15 protein-coding genes and 1 pseudogene are annotated in these 22,512 nt (G+C 61.3%); 13 read left to right on the top strand and 3 right to left on the bottom strand.

Annotation, left to right across the window (positions count from 1 at the left end; translation table 11 throughout):
- Nucleotides 1–4: 4 nt before the first annotated feature.
- Together BOP96_RS04425 and BOP96_RS04420 are read left to right on the top strand one after the other, a co-directional pair.
- The gene (locus tag BOP96_RS04425) at nt 5–811 is read left to right on the top strand and encodes a thermonuclease family protein (RefSeq protein WP_073451945.1); all 807 of its coding nucleotides are present in this window, start codon (nt 5–7) and stop codon (nt 809–811) included.
- A 182-nt stretch (nt 812–993) separates the two neighbouring features.
- Nucleotides 994–2,262 carry a malic enzyme-like NAD(P)-binding protein gene (locus BOP96_RS04420; RefSeq protein WP_014716577.1) on the top strand — a complete coding sequence of 423 codons (1,269 nt, stop codon included), beginning with the start codon at nt 994–996 and terminating at the stop codon, nt 2,260–2,262.
- A 219-nt stretch (nt 2,263–2,481) separates the two neighbouring features.
- Here BOP96_RS04420 and BOP96_RS04415 read toward each other — a convergent pair whose 3' ends face one another.
- Nucleotides 2,482–4,944, bottom strand: coding sequence for a penicillin-binding protein 1A (locus tag BOP96_RS04415; protein ID WP_370694793.1), 2,463 nt, complete (start codon nt 4,942–4,944; stop codon nt 2,482–2,484).
- A gap of 233 nt (nt 4,945–5,177) precedes the next feature.
- Between BOP96_RS04415 and pilM the strand changes: the two genes are divergently transcribed.
- The 10 genes and pseudogenes from pilM to hemE all read left to right on the top strand — a co-directional run bounded on the left by pilM (nt 5,178) and on the right by hemE (nt 19,601).
- Nucleotides 5,178–5,834, top strand: a complete 657-nt coding sequence (pilM, locus tag BOP96_RS04410; protein ID WP_073451943.1) for a type IV pilus assembly protein PilM — start codon at nt 5,178–5,180, stop codon at nt 5,832–5,834.
- A complete protein-coding gene (locus tag BOP96_RS04405) occupies nt 5,831–6,382 on the top strand; it encodes a PilN domain-containing protein (protein ID WP_014716579.1) in 552 nt (183 codons plus the stop codon). Before pilM ends, BOP96_RS04405 begins: the two co-directional genes overlap by 4 nt.
- Nucleotides 6,379–7,350 (top strand): pilus assembly protein PilP, encoded by a 972-nt coding sequence (locus BOP96_RS04400; RefSeq protein WP_073451941.1) that lies wholly within the window; start codon nt 6,379–6,381, stop codon nt 7,348–7,350. Before BOP96_RS04405 ends, BOP96_RS04400 begins: the two co-directional genes overlap by 4 nt.
- A gap of 138 nt (nt 7,351–7,488) precedes the next feature.
- Nucleotides 7,489–8,745 (top strand): annotated as a pseudogene (locus BOP96_RS04395) (type IV pilus secretin PilQ); the annotation flags it as partial.
- 4 nt (nt 8,746–8,749) lie between these two features.
- On the top strand, nt 8,750–9,268 hold the full coding sequence (aroK, locus tag BOP96_RS04390) for a shikimate kinase AroK (protein WP_003187914.1): 519 nt from the start codon (nt 8,750–8,752) through the stop codon (nt 9,266–9,268).
- 126 nt (nt 9,269–9,394) lie between these two features.
- Nucleotides 9,395–10,495 carry a 3-dehydroquinate synthase gene (aroB, locus tag BOP96_RS04385; RefSeq protein ID WP_073451939.1) on the top strand — a complete coding sequence of 367 codons (1,101 nt, stop codon included), beginning with the start codon at nt 9,395–9,397 and terminating at the stop codon, nt 10,493–10,495.
- A gap of 9 nt (nt 10,496–10,504) precedes the next feature.
- The gene (locus BOP96_RS04380; protein WP_073451937.1) at nt 10,505–12,061 is read left to right on the top strand and encodes an SPOR domain-containing protein; all 1,557 of its coding nucleotides are present in this window, start codon (nt 10,505–10,507) and stop codon (nt 12,059–12,061) included.
- A gap of 352 nt (nt 12,062–12,413) precedes the next feature.
- On the top strand, nt 12,414–16,859 hold the full coding sequence (gene gltB / locus BOP96_RS04370) for a glutamate synthase large subunit (protein ID WP_019818335.1): 4,446 nt from the start codon (nt 12,414–12,416) through the stop codon (nt 16,857–16,859).
- 32 nt (nt 16,860–16,891) lie between these two features.
- A complete protein-coding gene (locus BOP96_RS04365; protein WP_073451935.1) occupies nt 16,892–18,310 on the top strand; it encodes an FAD-dependent oxidoreductase in 1,419 nt (472 codons plus the stop codon).
- A 223-nt stretch (nt 18,311–18,533) separates the two neighbouring features.
- Entirely contained in the window at nt 18,534–19,601 is a 1,068-nt protein-coding gene (gene hemE / locus BOP96_RS04360) for a uroporphyrinogen decarboxylase (RefSeq protein ID WP_058410936.1), read from the top strand.
- Between the two features lie 155 nt (nt 19,602–19,756).
- On the opposite strand, the gene BOP96_RS04355 is transcribed toward hemE, so the two are convergent.
- Nucleotides 19,757–20,971, bottom strand: coding sequence for an MFS transporter (locus BOP96_RS04355; RefSeq protein ID WP_019818333.1), 1,215 nt, complete (start codon nt 20,969–20,971; stop codon nt 19,757–19,759).
- A 184-nt stretch (nt 20,972–21,155) separates the two neighbouring features.
- Here BOP96_RS04355 and BOP96_RS04350 point away from each other — a divergent pair, with 184 nt between their 5' ends.
- Nucleotides 21,156–22,049: a LysR family transcriptional regulator gene (locus BOP96_RS04350; RefSeq protein WP_014716587.1), complete on the top strand. Its 894-nt coding sequence runs from the start codon at nt 21,156–21,158 to the stop codon at nt 22,047–22,049.
- A 38-nt stretch (nt 22,050–22,087) separates the two neighbouring features.
- On the opposite strand, the gene BOP96_RS04345 is transcribed toward BOP96_RS04350, so the two are convergent.
- Nucleotides 22,088–22,507 carry a hypothetical protein gene (locus tag BOP96_RS04345; protein ID WP_020301670.1) on the bottom strand — a complete coding sequence of 140 codons (420 nt, stop codon included), beginning with the start codon at nt 22,505–22,507 and terminating at the stop codon, nt 22,088–22,090.
- Between the last annotated feature and the right edge of the window lie 5 nt (nt 22,508–22,512).

The following is a 22,512-nucleotide window of genomic DNA, read 5'->3' as shown; positions in this document are numbered from 1 at the left end:
CCTTATGGGCTTTTACCCGCTGTTGAAAAAGGCGTCCCTTGTGGGCGCCTTTTTTGTGCCTGGAATTTGGCTGGTGACCGCTGAGGCCGATGCATTCTGCCCCGCCCCGGCAGCTATCGCCCGCGTTGAGGTGCAGCGTGTGGTGGATGGCGACACAGTACGCCTCAAGGATGGTCGCAGCGTACGTATGATCGGCCTCAATGCGCCGGAAACCGGCAAGAAGGGCCGTCCAGACGAGCCATTTGCCGTCGCCGCACGCCAGCGCCTGCAGGCGTTGGTCAAGGCCAGTGATGGGCGTGTCGGCCTGGTGCCGGGGCGCGAAGGCAAAGATCATTACGGGCGCACCCTGGCTTACCTCTACGGCGCCAATGGCGAGAACCTGGAGGCGCAACTGCTGGCCGAGGGCCTGGGGTACCAGGTGGGCGTGGCGCCGAACGTGGACCTGGTGGCCTGCCAGCAGGCGGCCGAAAACAGCGCCCGCCAGTCACGGCTCGGCCTGTGGCGCCAATCGCCGGTGCAAAACGTGGCCAATCTCAAGCGCTCCGGGTTTGCCCTGGTGGCTGGTCGGGTCAGCAAGATCGAGCGCAATCGCGGCGGAATCTGGATTGAACTGCAGGGTTCACTGGTATTACGCATTGCGCCCGAGCTGATCAGCCAGTTCGATACGGCCATGCTCAATGGTCTGCAAGGCCGCACCCTTGAGGCGCGTGGCTGGGTGCAGGATCGTTCCCGCAGTGGCGGCCTGAAAAAAGGCCAAGCACGCTGGCTGTTGCCAATAACCGACTCTCGCATGCTGAAATCGACGCTTTGAATAAAAAATTGTAGACATTTTTTATTTCGATTGTGAACAGTTGAGCCCTTGTATCCCGTGGCTCTTGGCCAAAAGTCGTAGCCCAGGGCCCTTGACACCTGTGACTGCCCAGTCTTGTAGGGACTTTACGACACGCGTATCCTCGGCGGTCCGTCGACCAACAGTAAAAGCGGAATGCCGATATGTCTGATTTGAAAACTGCCGCTCTCGAATACCATGCCAATCCTCGTCCAGGAAAGCTGAGTGTAGAGCTCACCAAAGCCACTGCCACTGCCCGCGACCTGTCGCTGGCCTACAGCCCTGGTGTTGCCGAACCCGTACGTGAAATCGCCCGTGACCCAGAGCTGGCGTACAAGTACACCGGCAAAGGCAACCTGGTTGCAGTGATTTCCGATGGCACCGCGATTCTGGGCCTGGGTAACCTCGGCCCATTGGCTTCCAAGCCAGTCATGGAAGGCAAGGGCGTGCTGTTCAAGCGCTTTGCCGGCATCGACGTTTTCGACATCGAAGTCGATTCCGAAAGCCCGCAGGCGTTCATCGACACCGTCAAGCGCATTTCCATCACGTTCGGTGGCATCAACCTGGAAGACATCAAGGCACCTGAGTGCTTCGAGATCGAAAAGGCCCTGATCGAGCAGTGCGACATTCCGGTATTCCACGATGACCAGCACGGCACCGCGATCGTTACCGCAGCCGGCATGATCAACGCCCTGGAAATCGCTGGCAAAACCCTGGGCGAGGCGAAAATCGTCTGCCTGGGCGCCGGTGCCGCGGCCATTTCCTGCATGAAGCTGATCATCAGCATGGGCGCCAAGCTGGAAAACATCTATATGGTCGACAGCAAGGGCGTGATCCAGTCCGAGCGTACCGACCTGAACCAGTACAAGGCGATGTTTGCCCATCCGTCCTCCAAGCGCACCCTGGCTGACGCCCTCGACGGTGCCGACGTGTTCGTTGGCCTGTCCGGCCCGAACTTGCTGAGCGCTGAAGGCCTGAAATCCATGGCGCCGAACCCTATCGTGTTCGCCTGCTCCAACCCGGATCCGGAAATTTCTCCTGAGCTGGCCCACGCCACTCGCAGCGACGTGATCATGGCCACCGGCCGTTCGGACTACCCGAACCAGGTCAACAACGTATTGGGCTTCCCGTTCATCTTCCGTGGTGCCCTGGACGTTCGCGCCAAGCGTATCAACGAAGAAATGAAAGTGGCCGCTGCCAACGCCCTGCGTGAACTGGCCAAGCTGCCGGTACCTCAGGACGTGTGCGACGCCTACGGTGGCGCCAAGCTGGAATTCGGTCGTGAGTACATCATTCCAAAACCAATGGATAAGCGCCTGATCACCCTGATCTCCGATGCCGTGGCCAAGGCCGCGATCGAGACTGGTGTGGCTACCCTGCCGTATCCAAAGAACTACCCGCTGCAGAGCGTGGATGATGTGTTCAACGGCTAAGCCGTTATAGCGCACCAACAAAAAGCCCCGGCTGAGTGATCAGTCGGGGCTTTTTTGTGGGTAGCGATTCACGAGAGGCTTTGGCTGATCATTCCCACGCTCTGCGTGGGAATGCCCACCTGGACGCTCCGCGTCTGCTTTTGAGGTCGTGACGCAGAGCGTCACAGGATGCATTCCCACGCGGAGCGTGGGAACGATCGGCCGATCAGCGTGATCAGGTCAGAACAAATCGATCGGCGCGCCTTCATCCGCCGGCAGTGGGCTGCCCGGCACTGCGCCGTTGCCCAGTTCGTTGACCGACGGCGGTGTGTCTTCGCTCTTGAACAGCTCGAAGTACGCATTCGGCGTGCTCGGTGAAGCTGCGCGGCCACTGATCGGGTCGATGCGCAGGCTGAGGATGCCTTCCGGCTCTGGCTGGGTATGCAGCGGCTTGTCCTTGAGCGCTGCGCCCATGTAGCTCATCCAGATCGGCAGGGCGACGGTGCCACCAAACTCGCGGCGGCCCAGGCTTTCAGGCTGGTCATAGCCGGTCCACACGGTGGTCACGTAGTCGCCGTTGTAGCCGGAGAACCAGGCGTCCTTGGATTCGTTGGTGGTACCGGTCTTGCCAGCGATATCCGCGCGGCCCAGGGCCAGTGCGCGGCGGCCGGTGCCCTTCTTGATCACGTCTTGCAGGATGCTGTTGAGGATGTAGGTAGTACGGCCATCCACGATGCGCTCGGCAACCGCTGGCGCTTGCGGTTCGGCCGGTGCGCTGGCGTTTGCGGCCGACGGCGTGCCTGGCGTCGGCTCGATGGTGATACCGCCGTTGCTCGGTGCCGCAAGGCCGTCGGTTGCCGCCACGCCATTGACCACATCACCCGGTACCCGTGGCGGATTGGCAGTAAACAGGGTGTCGCCATTGCGGCTTTCGATCTTGTCGATCAAGTAAGGCGCGATCTTGTAGCCACCGTTGGCAAAGGTGCTCCAGCCGGTGGCGATTTCCATCGGCGTGAGGGTTGCGGTACCCAGGGCCAGGGACAGGTTCGGCGGCAGGTCCGACTTGGCGAAGCCAAAGCGCGTCATGTAGTCGATGGTCTTGCCTACGCCCATCGCCTGCAACAGGCGAATCGACACCAGGTTGCGCGACTTGTACAGCGCCTCGCGGATACGGATCGGGCCGAGGAACGTGTTGGTGTCATTCTTCGGGCGCCAGACCTTGTCCAGGTATTCGTCGACAAACACGATTGGCGCGTCGTTGACCAGGCTGGCGGCGGTGTAGCCGTTGTCCAGTGCCGCACTGTAGACGAACGGCTTGAAGCTGGAGCCTGGCTGGCGCTTGGCCTGGGTAGCGCGGTTGTAGTTGCTCTGCTCAAAGGCAAAACCGCCGACCAGCGCACGGATCGCACCGTTCTGCGGGTCCAGGGACACCAGGGCGCCCTGGGCGAGCGGCACCTGGCTGAATTTGAGGCTGTCATCCTTCTGGCGTTGCACGCGGATCAGATCACCCACCTGGGCCACGTCGGAGGGCTGCTTGGGCATCGCGCCCATGCTGTTGGTGTTCAGGAACGGGCGCGCCCACTTCATGCTGTCCCAGGCTACATGGGCTTCGCCAGAACGGGTCAGCACTTGGATGCCGTCTTTCGATACCTGGGTAACGATGGCCGGGTCCAGGCCGCTGATCGAACGCTGTTTGCTCAATTCGGTGGTCCAGGCACTCAGGGTCTTGCCCGGCAGGCGCGACTCGGGACCGCGGTAGCCGTGACGCTGGTCATAAGTAATCAGGCCTTCATGTACCGAATGGTTGGCGATTTCCTGCAAGTCGCTCGGCACCGTCGTGGTGACGCGGAAACCTTCGGTGTAGGCCTCGCTGCCATAACGGCCAACCATCTCGGCGCGGGCCATTTCAGCGATATAGGGTGCATTCACTTCGGGCGTCGGCACGTGATAGCTGGCATTCAGCGGCTCGGCCACGGCGCTTTCATAAGCGGCCTGGTCGATCTTGCCCAGCTTGTACATGCGGCCCAGGATCCAGTCGCGGCGTTCTTTGCTGCGCGCCGGGTTGGCCAGCGGGTTGAAGCGCGAAGGTGCCTTGGGCAGGCCAGCAATCATGGCCATCTGCGCCAGGCTGGCGTCACGAATCGACTTGCCGTAATAGACCTGGGACGCGGCCTCGATGCCGTAGGCGCGGTTGCCCAAGTAGATTTTGTTGACGTACAGCTCGAGGATTTCATCCTTGGTCAGCTGGCGTTCGATCTGCAGCGCCAACAGGATTTCGGTGGCCTTGCGGGAAAAGCTGCGCTCGCTGGTGAGGAAGAAGTTCTTCGCCACCTGCATGGTGATGGTGCTGCCGCCCGATTGAATGTGTCCGCTTTTTACCAGTTGTGTGGCTGCACGCACCAGGCTGCTGGGGTCTACGCCGTAGTGGTTGGCGAAATTATCGTCTTCGGCGGACAGCAATGCGCTGATGAAATTGGGTGGAATATCGGCGAAACGGATCGGTGTGCGGCGCATTTCGCCGAACTCCGCGATCAACTTGTCATCGCTGCTGTAGACCCGCAAAGGAATCTGCAACTGGATACTTCTGAGGGCCTCTACGGAGGGCAAACCCGGACTAAGGTAGAGGTAGGCCCCGCTGAATACGAGCAGCAGCCCGCAGACGATGGCGACAATGGAGTACCCGAAAAACTTCAGCAGACGAATCAAGGCTTTTGGATTTCCAGAGAAAAGAAAGAGTTACGCGTCGGGGCATGCATGGCAAACGATGGATCGACCCGGGCAGCAGATAAAAAGCGGGAAAAAACGCTGGGCATTAAAGCATTTTTCGGCTTGGGGCGTCATTCGCGAGCCTTGAACAAGCCGACCGAATGCAAGGTGCCTGGCAGCAATCAGGCGAGATGACAGCCGGTATGACAGGGAAAGTTTTGGGGAGTTTTATGGGAAAGGGATTTTTCACGCGAAAAGTCGACACGGTGTTGGGGGTCGATATCAATGACAGTGGCATCAAGCTGATCGAACTGGGCCGTTCATCCGGCGGTTTCAGCGTCCAGGGCTACGCCACGCAAGTGCTGGCGCCCCACGCGGTGGTCGACGGCACCCTGCTGGACCTTGAGGGTGTGGGCCGGGGGCTGCAACAGGCGCTGTCGCGCCTGGGTACCTCGGCCCGGTACGCCGCCGTGGCGGTTGCGGGCCCGTCGGTAATTACCCGGCTGATTGACATGGACGCAGGCCTCAGCGACGAGGAAATGGCCTGGAAGATCCAGATGGAAGCCGACCAGTTCATCCCTTATCCATTGGATGAAGTGGCCATCGACTTTCAGGTTCAAGGGCCATCGGCTCAAGGCCCACAGTGGGTGGAGGTGATGCTGGCGGCGTGCCTGCGCGAGCAGGTCGAAGCGCGCGAGGCGGTTTTGGCCCTGGCGGGGCTGGTGCCGCGGGTGGTTGATGTAGAAGGGTTTGCATTGCAGCGCGCTTGCCTTCAGGATTTTGCCAGCTTCACGCCGGGTCACAGAGTCGATGGTGCACAATGGGCCTTGGATGCCCAAGGGATGGGAGTGGCTTGCGGGCTGGCCCTGAGGAGTTTCGCTGGATGACACGAATCAATCTTTTGCCTTGGCGCCAGGCCCTGGCGGAGCGCAGACGCAAATACCTGTTGGTGCTATTGCTGGCGTTTGCCTGCATGGCGCTCGCGGCATTGTGGTTGGCTGATCAAGTGATCGACCAGGCGATAGACCGGCAGGTAAGCCGCAACAGCCGCCTGGAAGAGCACATCGCCACCCAGGACTCGCGCATCAAGACGATCGACGATCTTCAGGAGCGAAGCCAGCAACTGGCCGAACGCATGAAGGTGGTTCAGGACCTGCACGATGCCCGCTCTTCCGGGGCTCGATTGTTCGAGCAATTGGCGCGTGCGGTGCCTGAAGGTGTCCATCTGCATGAGGTGGTCGCAAACGGCGACACCATCAGCATTCGCGGCACGGCTGAAAGCAACCAGGATATCGCCCGTTTGATGCAGCAGCTCAAGCCAACCCAGGGTTCCAGTTCGACCCGTCTGCAGCGCGTGCAGGCCGAAGGTGCGCGCGGCGAAAGCGAATTTCAGCTGATGGTGCGCCAGGGAGAATCCAGCGAGGCGCAACCATGAGCCTGCCCAGGCTCGATTTTTCCACGCTTTCTTACAACGCTGCTAAATGGTCCCTGCCGGGCAAGGTGCTGCTTGGCTGTGCGCTGGCCGGCCTGGTGCTGGTGATAGGCGAGGTTTCGCATGGGGGGCCGCAGCGGGAGCGATTGCACGGGCTTGAGGCGCGGGAGCAGGCGCTGCAGCAGCAACTCACAGAAAAGACCGACCTGGCCGCGAGCCTTGAGCTGCGCACCCGGCAAGTCCGGAGCATGGAAGACAACCTTGCCAGCCTTCTAGGGCAATTGCCCGGCGAGTCCGAGCTGCCTGCCGTGCTGGAAGACATCGCCCGGCTGGCGGCTGCCCATGGGGTGTGGGTCGAAGGCATCACCGTGCTGGATGAAGCGCCTCGGCAGCTTTATATCGAACAACCCATGCAGATAAGCGCGTCCGGGGTTTACCACGACCTGGCGACGTTTGTCAGTGCCTTGGGTGGGTTGCCGCGGGTCGTTACCGTGCAGGATGTTGCGCTCGGGCATCAGGGTGCCTTGTTGCGTCTGAACATGCTCGCCAAGACCTATCGCAGCACCCTGCAAAACGGCAAGGCCCGCCAGGTGCTCGACCCAGGGCCGCAATTTGTCTACGAGCCCTCGTCCTTGCGCGACCCGTTCACGCCGCCCGCTTTGCAGGCACCCCACGTTCCAGGCCGGCCGGCCCTTGCCCCGGATTTCACCCGGCCACGGGGACTGTTGGAGGGTATGCGTCTCGACCAGTTCGAAATGGTCGGCACGTTGTCCCGTGGTGCGCAGGCCTTTGCCTTGTTGCGGGCTGGGGCCAGGGTGTATCGGCTGGCGGTGGGTGATTACCTGGGGCCGGACCATGGCCAGGTCACGGCCATTCAAGACGCTGCTGTCGAGCTGGTGGAGCTGTTTCCCGATGGACAGGGTGCCTGGCTGGAACGCCCGCGAACCCTTGTGCTGAACGTCAACTCATAACGGAATCAAACAATGAAAAGGACCTTCTCGTCCTTCGGTGTGGCGCTATGGATAGCGTTCACGGCACCGATGGCTGCTGCTGTGCCCAATCGCCTCGACCTTATCCAACTGCCGCCGCCCGACAGCGCCCCGCCGGTCAGCTATACAGGCGCCAAACTGACCCTGAATTTCCAAGACATCGACTTGCGTGCGGTATTGCAGCAAATCGCCGATGTCGCCGGGCTCAACCTGGTGACCAGCGATGAGGTGCAGGGCTCGATCACCCTGCGGCTCAAGGATGTGCCCTGGGACCAGGCTCTGGACCTGGTACTGCAAACCAAGGGCTTGGACAAGCGAGTCAAGGCGGGCGTGCTGCTGGTGGCGCCCGCCGATGAATTGGCTGCCCGAGAGCTGTTGATGCTGGAGTCGCGCAAGCAGATGGCCGAGCTGGCGCCCTTGCGTCGGGAGCTGCTGCAGGTCAATTACGCCAAGGCCGCCGACCTGGCCAAGCTGTTTCAGTCGGTGACCGGCTTTGAGGGCGCCACCGATGAGCGCGGTTCGGTGGCGGTGGATGACCGCACCAACAACATCATCGCCTACCAGACTGGCGAGCGGCTCGAAGAGCTGCGGCGCATCGTGGCGCAGCTGGATATCCCGGTACGCCAGGTCATGATCGAGGCGCGGATTGTGGAGGCCAATGTCGACTACGACAAAAGCCTGGGTGTGCGCTGGGGTGGGCGGCTCACCCGCGGCAACGGCGGCGTTGGCGGTATTGCCAAGCCGCCGGCGGAGGGTGCCGAGCCGCCGCAAAACCCACCCAGTTCACCCTTTGTCGACTTGGGGTCGCTGGCCGGAACCTCGGGCCTGGGGATCGCCTATATCACCGACAACCTGTTGCTGGACCTTGAGCTGACCGCCATGGAAAAAACCGGCAACGGTGAGATCGTCTCGCAGCCCAAGGTCGTCACCTCCGACAAAGAGACTGCACGCATCCTCAAGGGCACCGAGATTCCTTACCAGGAATCCACCTCCCAGGGCGCCACCTCGGTGTCGTTCAAAGAGGCTTCGCTGTCGCTTGAAGTCACGCCGCAAATCACCCCCGACGACCATGTGATCATGGCGGTCAAGGTCACCAAGGATGAGCCTGACTACCTGAATCGCCTCAATGACGTGCCGCCGATCAAGAAAAACGAGGTCAACGCCAAGGTTCTGGTCAGGGATGGCGAGACCATCGTCATTGGCGGGGTTTTCTCCAACACCCAGAGCAAAGTGGTAGATAAAGTGCCATTTTTGGGCGATGTGCCGTATCTTGGCCGCCTTTTCCGGCGCGATGTGCTGGCGGAGAAAAAATCCGAGCTGCTGGTATTCCTGACTCCGCGTATCATGAATAACCAGGCGATTGCTGTGAGTCGTTGATTCTGTGCGAAATTTGATTCTTGTAGGGCCGATGGGGGCTGGAAAAAGCACCATCGGCCGTTTGCTGGCCAAAGAGCTGCGCCTGCCGTTCAAAGATTCCGACAAGGAAATTGAATTGCGCACGGGTGCCAATATCCCATGGATCTTCGATAAAGAAGGCGAGCTGGGCTTTCGTGACCGCGAGCAGGCGATGATTGCCGAGCTGTGCGGCTGCGATGGCGTGGTATTGGCGACCGGTGGTGGCGCTGTCATGCGCGATGAAAACCGTCGGGCGCTGCATGCCGGTGGTCGAGTGGTGTATTTGCACGCGTCGGTCGAGCAGCAGGTGGGCCGTACCGCCCGTGATCGCAATCGCCCGTTGTTGCGCACTGCCGACCCGGCCAAAACCCTGCGTGACCTGCTGGCGCTGCGCGATCCGCTGTACCGGGAAATCGCCGATCTGGTGGTGGAAACCGATGAGCGGCCACCTCGGATGGTCGTGCTCGACATCCTCGAGCGCCTGCAACGGTTGCCACCCCGTTAAAGCCTGGCCCGAAATGCGCTATTCTCGGCGGCGCGCCATCACCCTGTAAGGTATGGCGTAGAGCCACTAGGCGGTGTCGAGATATCGACAGTGCCGGTCGTCAATACATCTTCAACGCGGGGACACATGCAGACACTTAAGGTCGATCTAGGCGAGCGCAGCTACCCGATCCACATTGGCGCAGGTCTGTTGGACCAGCCCGAACTGCTTGCGCCGCATATTGCCGGCCGACAGGTGGCGATCATCTCCAACGAAACGGTCGCGCCGCTGTATCTTGAGCGTTTGAGCCGCAGCCTGGCGGCGTACTCGGTGATCTCCGTGGTGTTGCCTGACGGCGAGGCCCACAAAAACTGGGAAACCCTGCAGCTGATCTTTGATGGCCTGCTGACCGCACGCCATGACCGTCGAACCACTGTGGTCGCCCTGGGCGGCGGTGTGATTGGCGACATGGCCGGTTTTGCCGCGGCCTGCTACCAGCGCGGCGTGGATTTTATCCAGGTGCCGACCACCTTGCTGTCCCAGGTCGATTCGTCGGTGGGCGGCAAGACCGGTATCAACCACCCGCTGGGCAAGAACATGGTCGGCGCGTTCTATCAGCCCCAAGCTGTGCTGATCGACACTGCTACCCTCAACACCCTGCCACCGCGTGAGCTGTCGGCCGGCCTGGCGGAAGTCATCAAGTACGGGCTGATCTGCGATGAGCCGTTTCTGACCTGGCTGGAAGAGCACATGGACGCCTTGCGCGGCCTCGACCAGGTGGCGCTTACCGAGGCGATTTCCCGCTCATGCGCGGCCAAGGCGCTGGTAGTCAATGCCGACGAGCGCGAGTCCGGTGTGCGGGCCACACTGAACCTGGGCCACACCTTCGGCCATGCGATCGAAACGCACATGGGCTATGGTGTGTGGTTGCATGGGGAAGCCGTAGCGGCTGGCACGGTGATGGCATTGGACATGTCGCAGCGCCTGGGCTGGATCAGCGCCCAAGAGCGTGATCGCGGTATCCGCCTGTTCCAGCGCGCCGGTTTGCCGGTTATTCCGCCCACGGATATGACCGAGGCGGATTTCCTTGAACATATGGCGATAGACAAGAAAGTGATCGACGGTCGACTTCGACTGGTACTGCTGCGCCACATCGGCGAAGCCGTGGTGACCGACGATTATCCAAAAGAGACTCTACAGGCCACGCTGGGAGCGGATTACCGCGCCCTGGCCCAGCTCAAAGGTTAATAAGACCCGATGACTAGTTTGCATGCCGACGAGGCGTTCCTCGGCCATTACCACTTGAGCCACGACCCCTTTGCTCCACGGGTGCCGGGTTTCAAATTCTTCCCCGCCCAGCGCAAGCCGGTACTGGGGCAGTTGCATCACCTCGCGCGCTACAGCCAGTTGCTGCTGGTGGTCACCGGCCCTCTGGGCAGCGGCAAGACCTTGCTGCGCCAGGCGCTGGTGGCCAGCACCAACAAGCAATCGGTGCAGAGCGTGGTGGTATCGGCCCGCGGTGCCGGTGATGCGGCCGGCGTATTGCGCCAGGTAGCGCAGGCGTTGGACGTCTCCAATGCCGAGCCGAACGCGATTCTCAAGCAAGTGGTGCAGTTGGGCCTGACCGGCCAGGAAGTCTACCTGCTGGTAGATGACGCCGAGCAGCTCGACGAATCCGCCCTCGAAGCGCTGCTGGCGCTCGCGGCGGGCACGCCGGAAGGTCGCCCGCATGTGTTCCTGTTCGGTGAGTCGTCGCTGATCGCCGATCTGGAGCAGATCAGTGGTGAGCAGGAGCTGTTCCACGTCATCGAGTTGCAGCCGTACGAAGAGGAAGAAACCCGCGAATACCTGGCACAACGCCTTGAAGGCGCCGGGGCGGGTATCGAACTTTTCACCGCTGCGCAGATCTCTGATATTCACGAAAGCTCCGATGGCTGGCCTGGAAACATCAACCAGGTTGCCCGCGATGCGATGATCGAAGCCATGATTGCCAGCCGCTCTGCGGTCAAGCGTCCAAAGATGGGGTTCACTATGCCTAAGAAGCACGTATTGGCTATTTCCGCCGTTGTCGTGGTCGCTGTAGCCGCCGCCTGGTTGATCCCGGGTCGCAACAAGGCACCGACAACCACCGGCGCGCCAACTGAGCAGGCGCAGTTGCCATTGGGCAAGCCCACGCCAAACGTCGAATTTGCCAACTCCGGCCAACCGACCAACCTGCCGATGGTCGGCCAACCGGTGATGCGCGGCCCGCTGGCAGAAGAAGCCGGTGGCATCTCCGAAGGCGACGACGGAGTGCCGGTGGAAGGCTCCAGCGCCACGCCGCCGACTGTGACCACCACCGCGCCACCTGCGGGCGTACCGGCTGGCACGCCAGCCACTCCGGTAGCGCCAGCGGCCAAGCCAACGCCTGCGCCGACCGTTGCCACCGCCAAGCCGGCACCGGTAGCAAAACCAGCGCCGGCTCCAGCGCCAGCCGCCAAGCCTGCTGAAAAACCAGCCGCCACCGTGGCCAAGGCCGGTGCCGCCGGCAGCAGCTGGTACAGCAGCCAGCCTACCGGCAACTTTGTGGTACAGATCCTCGGCACCAGCTCCGAAGCTAACGCCCAGGCGTTCGTCAAAGAGCAGGGCGGCCAGTACCGTTATTTCAAGAAAGTGCTCAACGGCAAGCCTCTCTACGTGATCACCTACGGCAGCTTCCCAAGCCGCGCCGCAGCCGATTCTGCTATCAAAGCCTTGCCAGCGAAGGTTCAGGCTGGTAAACCTTGGCCTCGCACTGTTGCCAGCGTTCAACAAGAACTGGCAGCAACTCGCTGAAGATCCGGCGGCCTTACCCAGGCCGCCCTCCCGGCACCTCAAAAAAATCCGCAAGTGGGTGCAGTCTCCCGAGACCGCGCGCTTTGTGGTGTCTGCGTCACAGTGGCTTTTGAGTCGTAGCGGTCAGAATTAAAAAAGTTTTGACTAGCACAGCATATCGCTTTAAACCTTTCATAAATGCGACATAGATTTGCGACATTTCGTCGCTAAATTTGTGAGCGTGTGTGTCGGTGTGTACAATGACCTCCCTTTTGCCCCCGCTAAGCCGGCGTACGTTCGGCGTGGAAGGTAACCGGTTGAATTGAAAAGAAATTTGCCTCGATATAAGAGGCAGCCTGGTGAGAAAGTGTCTATGAAAGCAGGTCTGTACCAACCCGATGAATTCAAGGATAACTGCGGTTTCGGCCTGATAGCCCACATGCAGGGCGAACCCAGTCATACCCTTTTGCAAACGGCCATCGAGGCCCTGACCTGCATGACCCACCGCGGTGGGATCAACGCCGACGGCAAGACCGGTGACGGCTGTGGCTTGCTGATTCAAAAGCCCGACCAGTTCCTGCGTGCTGTCGCCAAAGAGCAATTTGCGGTCGAACTGCCCAAGCAGTACGCCGTGGGCATGGTGTTTTTCAACCAGGACCCGGTAAAAGCCGAGGCCGCTCGCGAGAACATGAACCGCGAGATCGTTGCCGCCGGCCTGCAGATCGTCGGCTGGCGCAAAGTGCCCATCGACACCAGCGTACTCGGCCGCCTGGCCCTGGAGCGCCTGCCGCAGATCGAACAAGTGTTCATCGCCGGCGATGGCCTGAGCGACCAGGACATGGCGATCAAGCTGTTCACCTCCCGTCGTCGTTCGTCGGTGCTCAACGCCGCCGACACCGACCATTACATCTGCAGCTTTTCCCACAAGACCATCATTTATAAAGGCCTGATGATGCCGGCGGACCTCACCGCCTTCTATCCAGACCTGAGCGATGAGCGCCTGCAAACCGCAATCTGCGTGTTCCACCAGCGCTTCTCCACCAACACCTTGCCGAAATGGCCGCTGGCTCAGCCATTCCGCTTCCTCGCCCACAACGGCGAGATCAACACCATCACCGGCAACCGCAACTGGGCTCAGGCCCGGCGCACCAAGTTCGCCAACGATTTGATGGACCTCGAAGAGCTCGGCCCGCTGGTCAACCGCGTGGGTTCGGACTCCTCCAGCATGGACAACATGCTTGAGCTGATGGTCACCGGTGGCATCGACCTGTTCCGTGGCGTGCGCATGATCATTCCGCCAGCGTGGCAGAACGTCGAGACCATGGACCCGGACCTGCGTGCGTTCTACGAGTACAACTCGATGCACATGGAACCGTGGGACGGCCCGGCCGGCGTGGTCATGACCGACGGCCGCTACGCGGTGTGCCTGCTCGACCGTAACGGCCTGCGCCCGGCGCGTTGGGTCACCACCACCAATGGCTTTATCACCCTCGCCTCGGAAATCGGCGTGTGGGACTACAAGCCTGAAGACGTGATTGCCAAAGGCCGTGTCGGCCCTGGCCAGATCCTGGCTGTGGACACCGAAACCGGACAGATCCTCGACACCGACGCCATCGACAACCGTTTGAAGTCGCGTCACCCGTACAAGCAATGGCTGCGCAAGAACGCCCTGCGCATCCAGGCGACCATGGAAGACAACGACCACGGTTCGGCTTTCTACGACATCGACCAGCTCAAGCAGTACATGAAGATGTATCAGGTCACGTTCGAAGAGCGCGACCAGGTGCTGCGCCCACTCGGTGAGCAAGGCTACGAAGCCGTAGGCTCCATGGGTGACGACACGCCAATGGCCGTGCTGTCCCAGCGCGTGCGCACGCCGTACGACTATTTCCGCCAGCAGTTCGCCCAGGTGACCAACCCACCGATCGACCCGCTGCGCGAAGCCATCGTGATGTCCCTGGAAGTGTGCCTCGGTGCCGAGCGCAACATCTTCCAGGAATCGCCTGAGCATGCGTCCCGCGTGATCCTCAGCTCGCCGGTCATTTCTCCGGCCAAATGGCGCTCGCTGATGACCCTGGAGCGTCCAGGCTTCGACCGCCAGATCATCGACCTGAACTACGACGAGAGCCTGGGCCTTGAAGCGGCTGTACGTAACGTTGCTGACCAGGCTGAAGAAGCCGTGCGCGCCGGCCGTACCCAGATCGTACTGACCGACCGCCACATCGCGCCGGGCAAGTTGCCGATCCACGCGTCCCTGGCGACCGGCGCGGTGCACCATCGCCTGACCGAAAAAGGCCTGCGCTGCGACTCCAATATCCTCGTGGAAACCGCCACCGCCCGCGACCCGCACCACTTTGCGGTGCTGATCGGTTTCGGCGCCTCGGCGGTGTACCCGTTCCTCGCGTACGAAGTGCTGGGTGACCTGATCCGTACCGGTGAAGTGCTGGGCGACCTCTATGAGGTGTTCAAGAACTACCGCAAGGGCATCACCAAGGGCCTGCTGAAGATCCTGTCGAAGATGGGTATCTCTACGGTCACCTCGTACCGTGGCGCTCAGTTGTTCGAAGCCATCGGTCTGTCCGAAGAAGTCTGCGAGCTGAGTTTCCGTGGCGTACCGAGCCGCATCAAAGGTGCGCGTTTCGTCGACATCGAAGCCGAGCAAAAAGCCCTGGCCTTGGAGGCCTGGAGCGCGCGCAAGCCGATCCAGCAAGGTGGCCTGCTCAAGTTCGTGCACGGTGGCGAATACCATGCCTATAACCCCGACGTGGTCAACACTCTGCAAGCCGCTGTGCAGCAGGGCGACTACGCCAAGTTCAAGGAATACACGAGCCTGGTGGATAACCGCCCGGTGTCGATGATCCGCGACTTGTTCAAGGTGAAGACCCTGGACACGCCGATGGACATCAGCCAAGTCGAGCCGCTGGAATCGATCCTCAAGCGCTTCGACTCCGCCGGTATTTCCCTGGGCGCCTTGTCGCCGGAAGCTCACGAAGCCCTGGCCGAAGCCATGAACCGCCTGGGTGCGCGTTCCAACTCCGGCGAAGGCGGTGAAGACCCGGCGCGCTACGGCACGCTCAAAAGCTCGAAAATCAAGCAGGTGGCCACCGGCCGCTTTGGTGTGACCCCCGAGTACCTGGTCAATGCCGAGGTGCTGCAGATCAAGGTGGCCCAAGGCGCCAAGCCGGGTGAGGGCGGGCAATTGCCCGGCGGTAAGGTCAACGGCCTGATCGCCAAGCTGCGCTATGCGGTGCCGGGTGTGACGTTGATCTCGCCACCGCCGCACCATGACATCTACTCGATTGAAGACTTGTCGCAGTTGATCTTCGACCTCAAACAAGTCAACCCTCAGGCCCTGGTCTCGGTGAAACTGGTCGCAGAAGCCGGCGTCGGCACCATTGCCGCCGGTGTGGCTAAGGCCTATGCCGACCTGATCACCATCTCCGGCTACGATGGCGGCACCGGCGCTTCGCCGCTGACCTCGATCAAGTACGCCGGTGCGCCGTGGGAACTCGGCCTGGCCGAAACCCACCAGACCCTGCGCGGCAACGATCTGCGCGGCAAGGTGCGAGTACAGACCGACGGCGGCCTGAAAACCGGCCTCGACGTGATCAAGGCCGCGATCCTCGGCGCCGAAAGCTTCGGCTTCGGCACCGCGCCAATGATCGCCCTGGGCTGCAAATACCTGCGCATCTGCCACCTGAACAACTGCGCTACCGGCGTAGCGACTCAGAACGAAAAACTGCGCAAGGATCACTACATCGGCACCGTCGACATGGTGGTGAATTTCTTCACCTACGTCGCCGAAGAAACCCGTGAGTGGCTGGCCAAGCTGGGCGTACGTTCGCTGGAAGAGCTGATCGGTCGCACCGACCTGTTGGATATCCTCGAAGGCCAGACCGCCAAGCAACAACATCTGGACCTCACCCCGCTGTTGGGCAGCGATCACATCCCGGCAGACAAGCCACAGTTCTGCCAGGTGGACCGCAACCCACCGTTCGACAAAGGCCTGTTGGCCGAGAAAATGGTCGAAATGGCCGGCTCCTCGATCAACGACGCCAGCGGTGGCGAATTCGCCCTGGATATCTGCAACTGCGACCGTTCCATCGGCGCACGCATCTCCGGCGAAATCGCACGCAAGCACGGCAACCAGGGCATGGCGAAAGCGCCGATCACCTTCCGCTTCAAGGGCACTGCGGGCCAAAGCTTCGGCGTGTGGAACGCCGGCGGCCTGCACATGTACCTGGAAGGCGACGCCAACGACTACGTGGGCAAGGGCATGACCGGCGGCAAGCTGGTCATCGTCCCGCCGGCTGGCAGCGTGTACAAGACCCAGGACAGCGCCATCATTGGCAACACCTGCTTGTACGGCGCCACCGGTGGCAAGCTGTTTGCCGCAGGTACCGCCGGTGAGCGTTTCGCCGTGCGTAACTCCGGTGCCCACACCGTGGTGGAAGGTACTGGCGATCACTGCTGCGAGTACATGACCGGAGGCTTTGTCGCGGTACTGGGCAAGACCGGTTACAACTTCGGTTCGGGCATGACCGGCGGTTTCGCCTACGTGCTCGACCAGGACAACACCTTCGTCGACAAGGTCAACCACGAGTTGGTCGAGATCCAGCGCATCAGCGGCGAAGCCATGGAATCCTACCGGAACCACTTGCAGCACGTGCTGGACGAGTACGTCGAGGAAACCGGCAGCGAATGGGGTCGTAACCTCGCCGAAAACCTCGATGATTACCTGCGTCGTTTCTGGCTGGTCAAGCCCAAGGCTGCCAACCTGAAATCGTTGCTTTCCAGCATCCGTGCCAACCCGCAGTGATATGCGCCTGAACAGTTTGATGAGGTTTTAACATGGCTGAACGTCTGAATAACGACTTCCAGTTCATCGATGTCGGGCGCAAAGATCCGAAGAAGAAACTGTTGCGTCAACGCAAGAAAGAGTTCGTGGAAATCTACGAACCCTTCAAACCCCAGCACTCGGCCGACCAGGCCCATCGCTGCCTGGGTTGCGGTAACCCGTATTGCGAATGGAAGTGCCCGGTGCACAACTTCATTCCCAACTGGCTCAAGCTGGTGGCCGAGGGCAACATCCTCGCCGCCGCCGAGCTGTCTCACCAGACCAATACCCTGCCGGAAGTCTGCGGCCGGGTGTGTCCGCAAGACCGGCTGTGTGAAGGGGCCTGCACCCTCAACGACGGCTTCGGCGCGGTGACCATCGGTTCGGTGGAGAAGTACATCACCGACACCGCGTTCGCCATGGGCTGGCGCCCGGACATGTCCAAGGTCAAGCCAACCGGCAAGCGCGTCGCGATCATCGGCGCAGGCCCTGCTGGCCTGGGGTGTGCCGACGTGCTGGTGCGTGGCGGCGTGACCCCGGTGGTGTTCGACAAGAACCCGGAAATCGGTGGCTTGCTGACCTTCGGTATTCCTGAATTCAAGCTGGAAAAAACTGTACTGAGCCACCGTCGTGAAGTGTTCACCGGCATGGGTATCGAGTTCCGTCTCAATACCGAAATCGGCAAAGACATTACCATGGAGCAACTGCTCGCCGAATACGATGCGGTGTTCATGGGCATGGGCACCTACACCTACATGAAGGGCGGCTTTGCCGGTGAGGACTTGCCAGGCGTGTATGACGCGCTCGACTTCCTGATCGCCAACGTCAACCGCAACCTGGGCTTTGAAAAGTCGCCGGAAGATTTCGTCGATATGAAGGGCAAGAAGGTCGTGGTGCTGGGCGGTGGCGACACCGCGATGGACTGCAACCGCACCTCGATCCGCCAGGGCGCCAAGTCGGTGACCTGCGCGTATCGCCGTGACGAAGCCAACATGCCCGGCTCGCGCAAAGAGGTGAAGAACGCCAAGGAAGAAGGCGTGAAATTCCTCTACAACCGCCAGCCGATCGCCATCGTCGGTGAAGACCGCGTCGAAGGTGTGAAGGTGGTCGAGACCCGTCTCGGCGAGCCGGATGCCCGTGGCCGTCGCAGCCCCGAGCCGATCCCGGGTTCCGAAGACATCATCCCGGCTGACGCCGTGGTCATCGCCTTCGGTTTCCGCCCAAGCCCGGCACCGTGGTTCGAGCAGTTCGAGATCCAGACCGACAGCCAGGGCCGCGTCGTCGCCCCGGAGCAAGGCCAGTACAAGCACCAGACCAGCAACCCGAAGGTCTTCGCCGGTGGCGACATGGTGCGTGGGTCGGACCTGGTGGTCACCGCGATCTTCGAAGGCCGTAACGCCGCCGAAGGTATCCTGGACTACCTGCAAGTCTGATGATCGTTCCCACGCTCCGCGTGGGAATGCCGCCAGGGACGCTCCGCGTCCCGAACAGCATGACGCGGAGCGTCACAGGAGGCGTTACCACGCGGAGCGTGGGAACGATCCTGCGGCGGCATTGCCGCGACAAATTGACCCGATAGACAAAAGGCACGGTGCATTCCGTGCCTTTTGCGTCGCGCTCTGAGAAAATGCCCGCACTTTTTTTGCGGATGCCGACATGACTGCCCTCAAGAACGACCGTTTCCTTCGTGCCCTGCTCAAGCAACCCGTAGACGTCACCCCGGTGTGGATGATGCGTCAAGCCGGTCGCTACCTGCCGGAATACCGCGCCAGTCGCGCCAATGCGGGCGATTTCATGAGCCTGTGCATGAACCCGGAGTTCGCCTGCGAAGTCACGATGCAGCCGCTGGACCGCTACCCACAACTGGACGCGGCCATCCTCTTCTCCGATATCCTCACCATCCCCGATGCCATGGGCCAAGGCCTGTACTTCGAAACCGGCGAAGGCCCGCGCTTCAAGAAAGTCGTCAGCACCCTGGCCGATATCGAAGCCCTGCCGATCCCTGATCCACACAAAGACCTGGGCTACGTGATGGACGCCGTGAGCACCATCCGCCGCGAGCTTAACGGCCGTGTGCCGCTGATCGGCTTTTCTGGCAGCCCATGGACCCTGGCCACCTACATGGTCGAAGGCGGCTCGTCGAAAGACTTCCGCAAGACCAAGGCCATGCTCTACGACAACCCGCAAGCCATGCACCTGTTGCTGGACAAGCTGGCGCAGTCGGTCACCTCCTACCTCAACGGCCAGATCATGGCGGGCGCCCAAGCGGTACAGATTTTCGACACCTGGGGCGGCAACCTGTCGGCGGCGGCGTACCAGGAGTTCTCCCTGGCCTACATGCGCAAGATCGTCAGCGGCCTGATCCGCGAACACGAAGGCCGTAAAGTGCCGGTGATCATGTTCACCAAGGGCGGCGGCCTGTGGCTGGAAAGCATCGCCGATGCCGGGGCCGATGCCCTGGGCCTGGACTGGACCTGCGATATCGGCGAAGCCCGCCGTCGCGTGGGCAACCAGGTCGCGCTGCAAGGCAACATGGACCCCACCGTGCTTTACGCCAAGCCGGAAGCGATCCGTGCCGAAGTCGGACGCATCCTGGCCAGCTATGGCAAGGGCAGTGGCCACGTGTTCAACCTTGGCCACGGCATCACACCGGAAGTGAACCCGGAGCATGCCGGTGCGTTCCTGCGCGCAGTGCACGAACTGTCGGCGCAATACCACGAATGACGAAAAAGCCCGGCTTGAAGCCGGGCTTTTTCATGGGTAAACACAAAACAAATGTGGGAGCGGGCTTGCTCGCGAATGCGCAGTGTCAGTCGACAAATTCGTCACTAGACCACCGCATTCGCGAGCAAGCCCGCTCCCACATAAAGCCAATCGCGTCAGGTCTGCATATTTCCCAGTGGCGGCAACTTCGCCAGCTTCAACGCCACCAGCAACGCGCCAATCAGCAGCGCGACGATAAACCCACCAATCCCGTTCCACCCGGCAAAGTGCCAGAAGAACCCACCCGCCGTCCCGGCAATGCTCGACCCCACGTAGTAGCAGAATAGGTACAGCGACGACGCTTGCCCCTTGGCTTTCACCGCACGGCGCCCGATCCAGCTGCTGGCGACCGAGTGGGCGCCGAAAAAGCCGAAGGTGAAGATCAGCATGCCCGGCACCACCAACCACAGCGGGGTGAACAGTGTCAGCGCCATGCCGGCGAGCATCAGCACGATGGTGCCCCACAGCACTCGGCGGCGGCCGAGGCGGTCGGCCAGGGAGCCGATCTTGGCCGAGCTGTAGATGCCCGACAGGTACACCACTGACAACAGGCCAACCACCGCCTGGCTCAGCTCATAGGGTGAGGCCAGCAGGCGATAGCCGATGTAGTTGAACATCGTCACGAAGGCGCCCATCAGCAGGAAGGCTTCAAGGAACAGCCACGGCAGGCCGGCGTCCTTGAAGTGCATGACGAAGCCGTCCACCAGGTTGCGCGGCTTGAGGCTGCTGGCGCGGAAGTTGCGCGACTCGGGGAGGATCCTCCAGAACACTGTGGCGGCGATCAATGCCAGGGCACCGATGATCAGCATTGCGGTGTGCCAGCTGACGAAGTCGATCAACACGCCGATGATCAGGCGCCCGCTCATGCCGCCAATCGCGTTGCCACCGATGTACAAACCCATGGCCAGGCCAATGTGTTGTGGGTGGATCTCTTCGCTCAGGTAGGTCATGGCCACGGCGGCCAGGCCGCTCAAGGACAGGCCCACCAGTGCGCGCATCAACAGGATGCCCTCCCAGCTCGGCATCAGGCCGCTGGCGATGGTGGCCAGCGCCGCACAGAACAACGCGGCAACCATCACCGGCTTGCGCCCCAGCCTGTCGGATATCGGCCCGGTGATCAGCAGGCCGCAGGCGAGCATCGCGGTGGCGACGGATAGAATCAGGCTGCTCTGCGCGGCATTGATGGAAAACTCGTGGGACAGCGCCGGCATCATCGGCTGCACGCAATACAACAGCGCAAAGGTGGCGAACCCGCCGGAGAACAGCGCCAGCACGGTGCGCATGAACATCGGCGTGCCTTTTTCGATGTACGCGTCGTTGAGCTGCGCCACTACGTCATCAAGGGCTGAGGGCGAGGTGTGTTGGGCAAGTGGGGCAACAGCAGGATTCACGGGGGACCTCGGGGAGGAAAGTCTGCCAGGACTGACAATACGAAAAAGAATATAGCTGGCTAATGATTCTTTCCAATATATTGTTCGACCTGTTTGATAGCTTTTACGACCTAATGAGGCTTGCATGGAATTTCGCCATTTGCGCTACTTCATCGCCGTTGCCGAAGAGCTGCACTTCGGCCGCGCCGCGCAGGTGCTGGGCATCTCGCAGCCGCCCCTGAGCCAGCAGATACAGGCGCTGGAACACGAGCTGGGCGCACGCTTGTTCGAGCGTACCAATCGTCGGGTCGAGCTGAGCGAGGCCGGGCGCTTGTTCTTGCAAGAGGCACGGCTGGTGCTGGCCCAGGTCGACAAGGCGGCAGATGTGGCGCGGCGTGCGCAGTTGGGGGAACTGGGTGAATTGAAGATCGGCTTTACCTCGTCTGCGCCGTTCAACGCCAGCATTCCCCAGGCGATCTTTGCCTTCCGCCAGGCATTCCCGGCGGTGCATCTGAACCTGCAAGAAATGAGCAGCACCCAAGTGGCCGAGTCGCTGGTGGACGAGTCGATTCAGGTTGGGTTGATGCGGCCTTTGCCCTTGCCCGACTCACTGAACGTGATCGAGTTGATGCGCGAGCCATTAGTCGCGGTACTGAGCGCCGGCCACCCATTGGCCCACGGCAGCGAGCGCGGCTTGCATCTGGAGCAATTGGCCGAGGAGCCTTTTGTGTTCTTCCCGCGCAGTTACGGCAGCGGCTTGTACGCGCAGTTGCTCAACCTGGCCCGCGACGCCGGGTTCAGCCCGCACTTTGCCCAGGAAGCAGGGGAAGCAATGACCATCATCGGCCTGGTGGCGGCGGGGTTGGGGGTGTCGGTGTTGCCGGCGTCTTACCAGCGCATCCGCATTGACGGCGTGGTCTATCGCACCTTGCTCGATCCGCAGGCGGTGACGGCGGTGTGGCTGGTGCAGCGCAAGGGCGCGCAAACGCCAATGGCGAAAGGGTTTGTGGAGTTGTTGACGCGTAAGGCCGCTCAATAACCTGTGGCAAGGGAGCAAGCTCCCTCGCCACAAGGGGGTCAGTTTTGGGGCGAAGTATTTGCTTCATTCACGCTGTAAGTACGCAACCCCGCCAGAATATCCCGATCCAGCATGCTCACCCAGCGGTTGTAGTTGCGATGGATCTTACCGTCCTTGTAGCCCAGGTCGCGGCTGTCGCGGTAGGTGATGGCGTAGCTGTTGCGGGTGTAGCGGATGTCGATGGCGGCGTAGAACTGGCCGCGCACGGTGATCTCGGCCTGCACCAGTTGTGGGCTCAGGCGTTGTACCGTCCACTCGCGTTTTTGCAGGGCGGCGACGATCACTTGCTTCATTTTTTCTTCGCTGACCTGGCTTGTGGCCGGTAACTCATGCTGGGTGTTGAGCACGGGTTTGCTGGTGCAGCCAGCCGTGGTCAGCAGGGCCAGGGTGATCAGGGCAGCGCGTAGCAGGGAAGACATTCCGT

The organism is Pseudomonas sp. FSL W5-0203 (genome assembly GCF_001896155.1).
GTDB lineage: Bacteria > Pseudomonadota > Gammaproteobacteria > Pseudomonadales > Pseudomonadaceae > Aquipseudomonas > Aquipseudomonas paracarnis.
This window is presented reverse-complemented; position numbering and strand designations above follow the sequence as displayed.

Excerpts from the sequence above, each read along its gene's own strand:
- pilM (WP_073451943.1), top strand. The coding sequence starts at position 5,178 with ATGGGAAAGGGATTTTTCACGCGAAAAGTCGACACGGTGTTGGGGGTC.
- BOP96_RS04365 (WP_073451935.1), top strand. The coding sequence starts at position 16,892 with ATGGCTGAACGTCTGAATAACGACTTCCAGTTCATCGATGTCGGGCGC.
- BOP96_RS04405 (WP_014716579.1), top strand. The coding sequence starts at position 5,831 with ATGACACGAATCAATCTTTTGCCTTGGCGCCAGGCCCTGGCGGAGCGC.
- BOP96_RS04380 (WP_073451937.1), top strand. The coding sequence starts at position 10,505 with ATGACTAGTTTGCATGCCGACGAGGCGTTCCTCGGCCATTACCACTTG.
- BOP96_RS04420 (WP_014716577.1), top strand. The coding sequence starts at position 994 with ATGTCTGATTTGAAAACTGCCGCTCTCGAATACCATGCCAATCCTCGT.
- BOP96_RS04425 (WP_073451945.1), top strand. The coding sequence starts at position 5 with ATGGGCTTTTACCCGCTGTTGAAAAAGGCGTCCCTTGTGGGCGCCTTT.
- BOP96_RS04345 (WP_020301670.1), bottom strand. The coding sequence starts at position 22,507 with ATGTCTTCCCTGCTACGCGCTGCCCTGATCACCCTGGCCCTGCTGACC.
- hemE (WP_058410936.1), top strand. The coding sequence starts at position 18,534 with ATGACTGCCCTCAAGAACGACCGTTTCCTTCGTGCCCTGCTCAAGCAA.
- aroB (WP_073451939.1), top strand. The coding sequence starts at position 9,395 with ATGCAGACACTTAAGGTCGATCTAGGCGAGCGCAGCTACCCGATCCAC.
- BOP96_RS04350 (WP_014716587.1), top strand. The coding sequence starts at position 21,156 with ATGGAATTTCGCCATTTGCGCTACTTCATCGCCGTTGCCGAAGAGCTG.
- BOP96_RS04400 (WP_073451941.1), top strand. The coding sequence starts at position 6,379 with ATGAGCCTGCCCAGGCTCGATTTTTCCACGCTTTCTTACAACGCTGCT.
- gltB (WP_019818335.1), top strand. The coding sequence starts at position 12,414 with ATGAAAGCAGGTCTGTACCAACCCGATGAATTCAAGGATAACTGCGGT.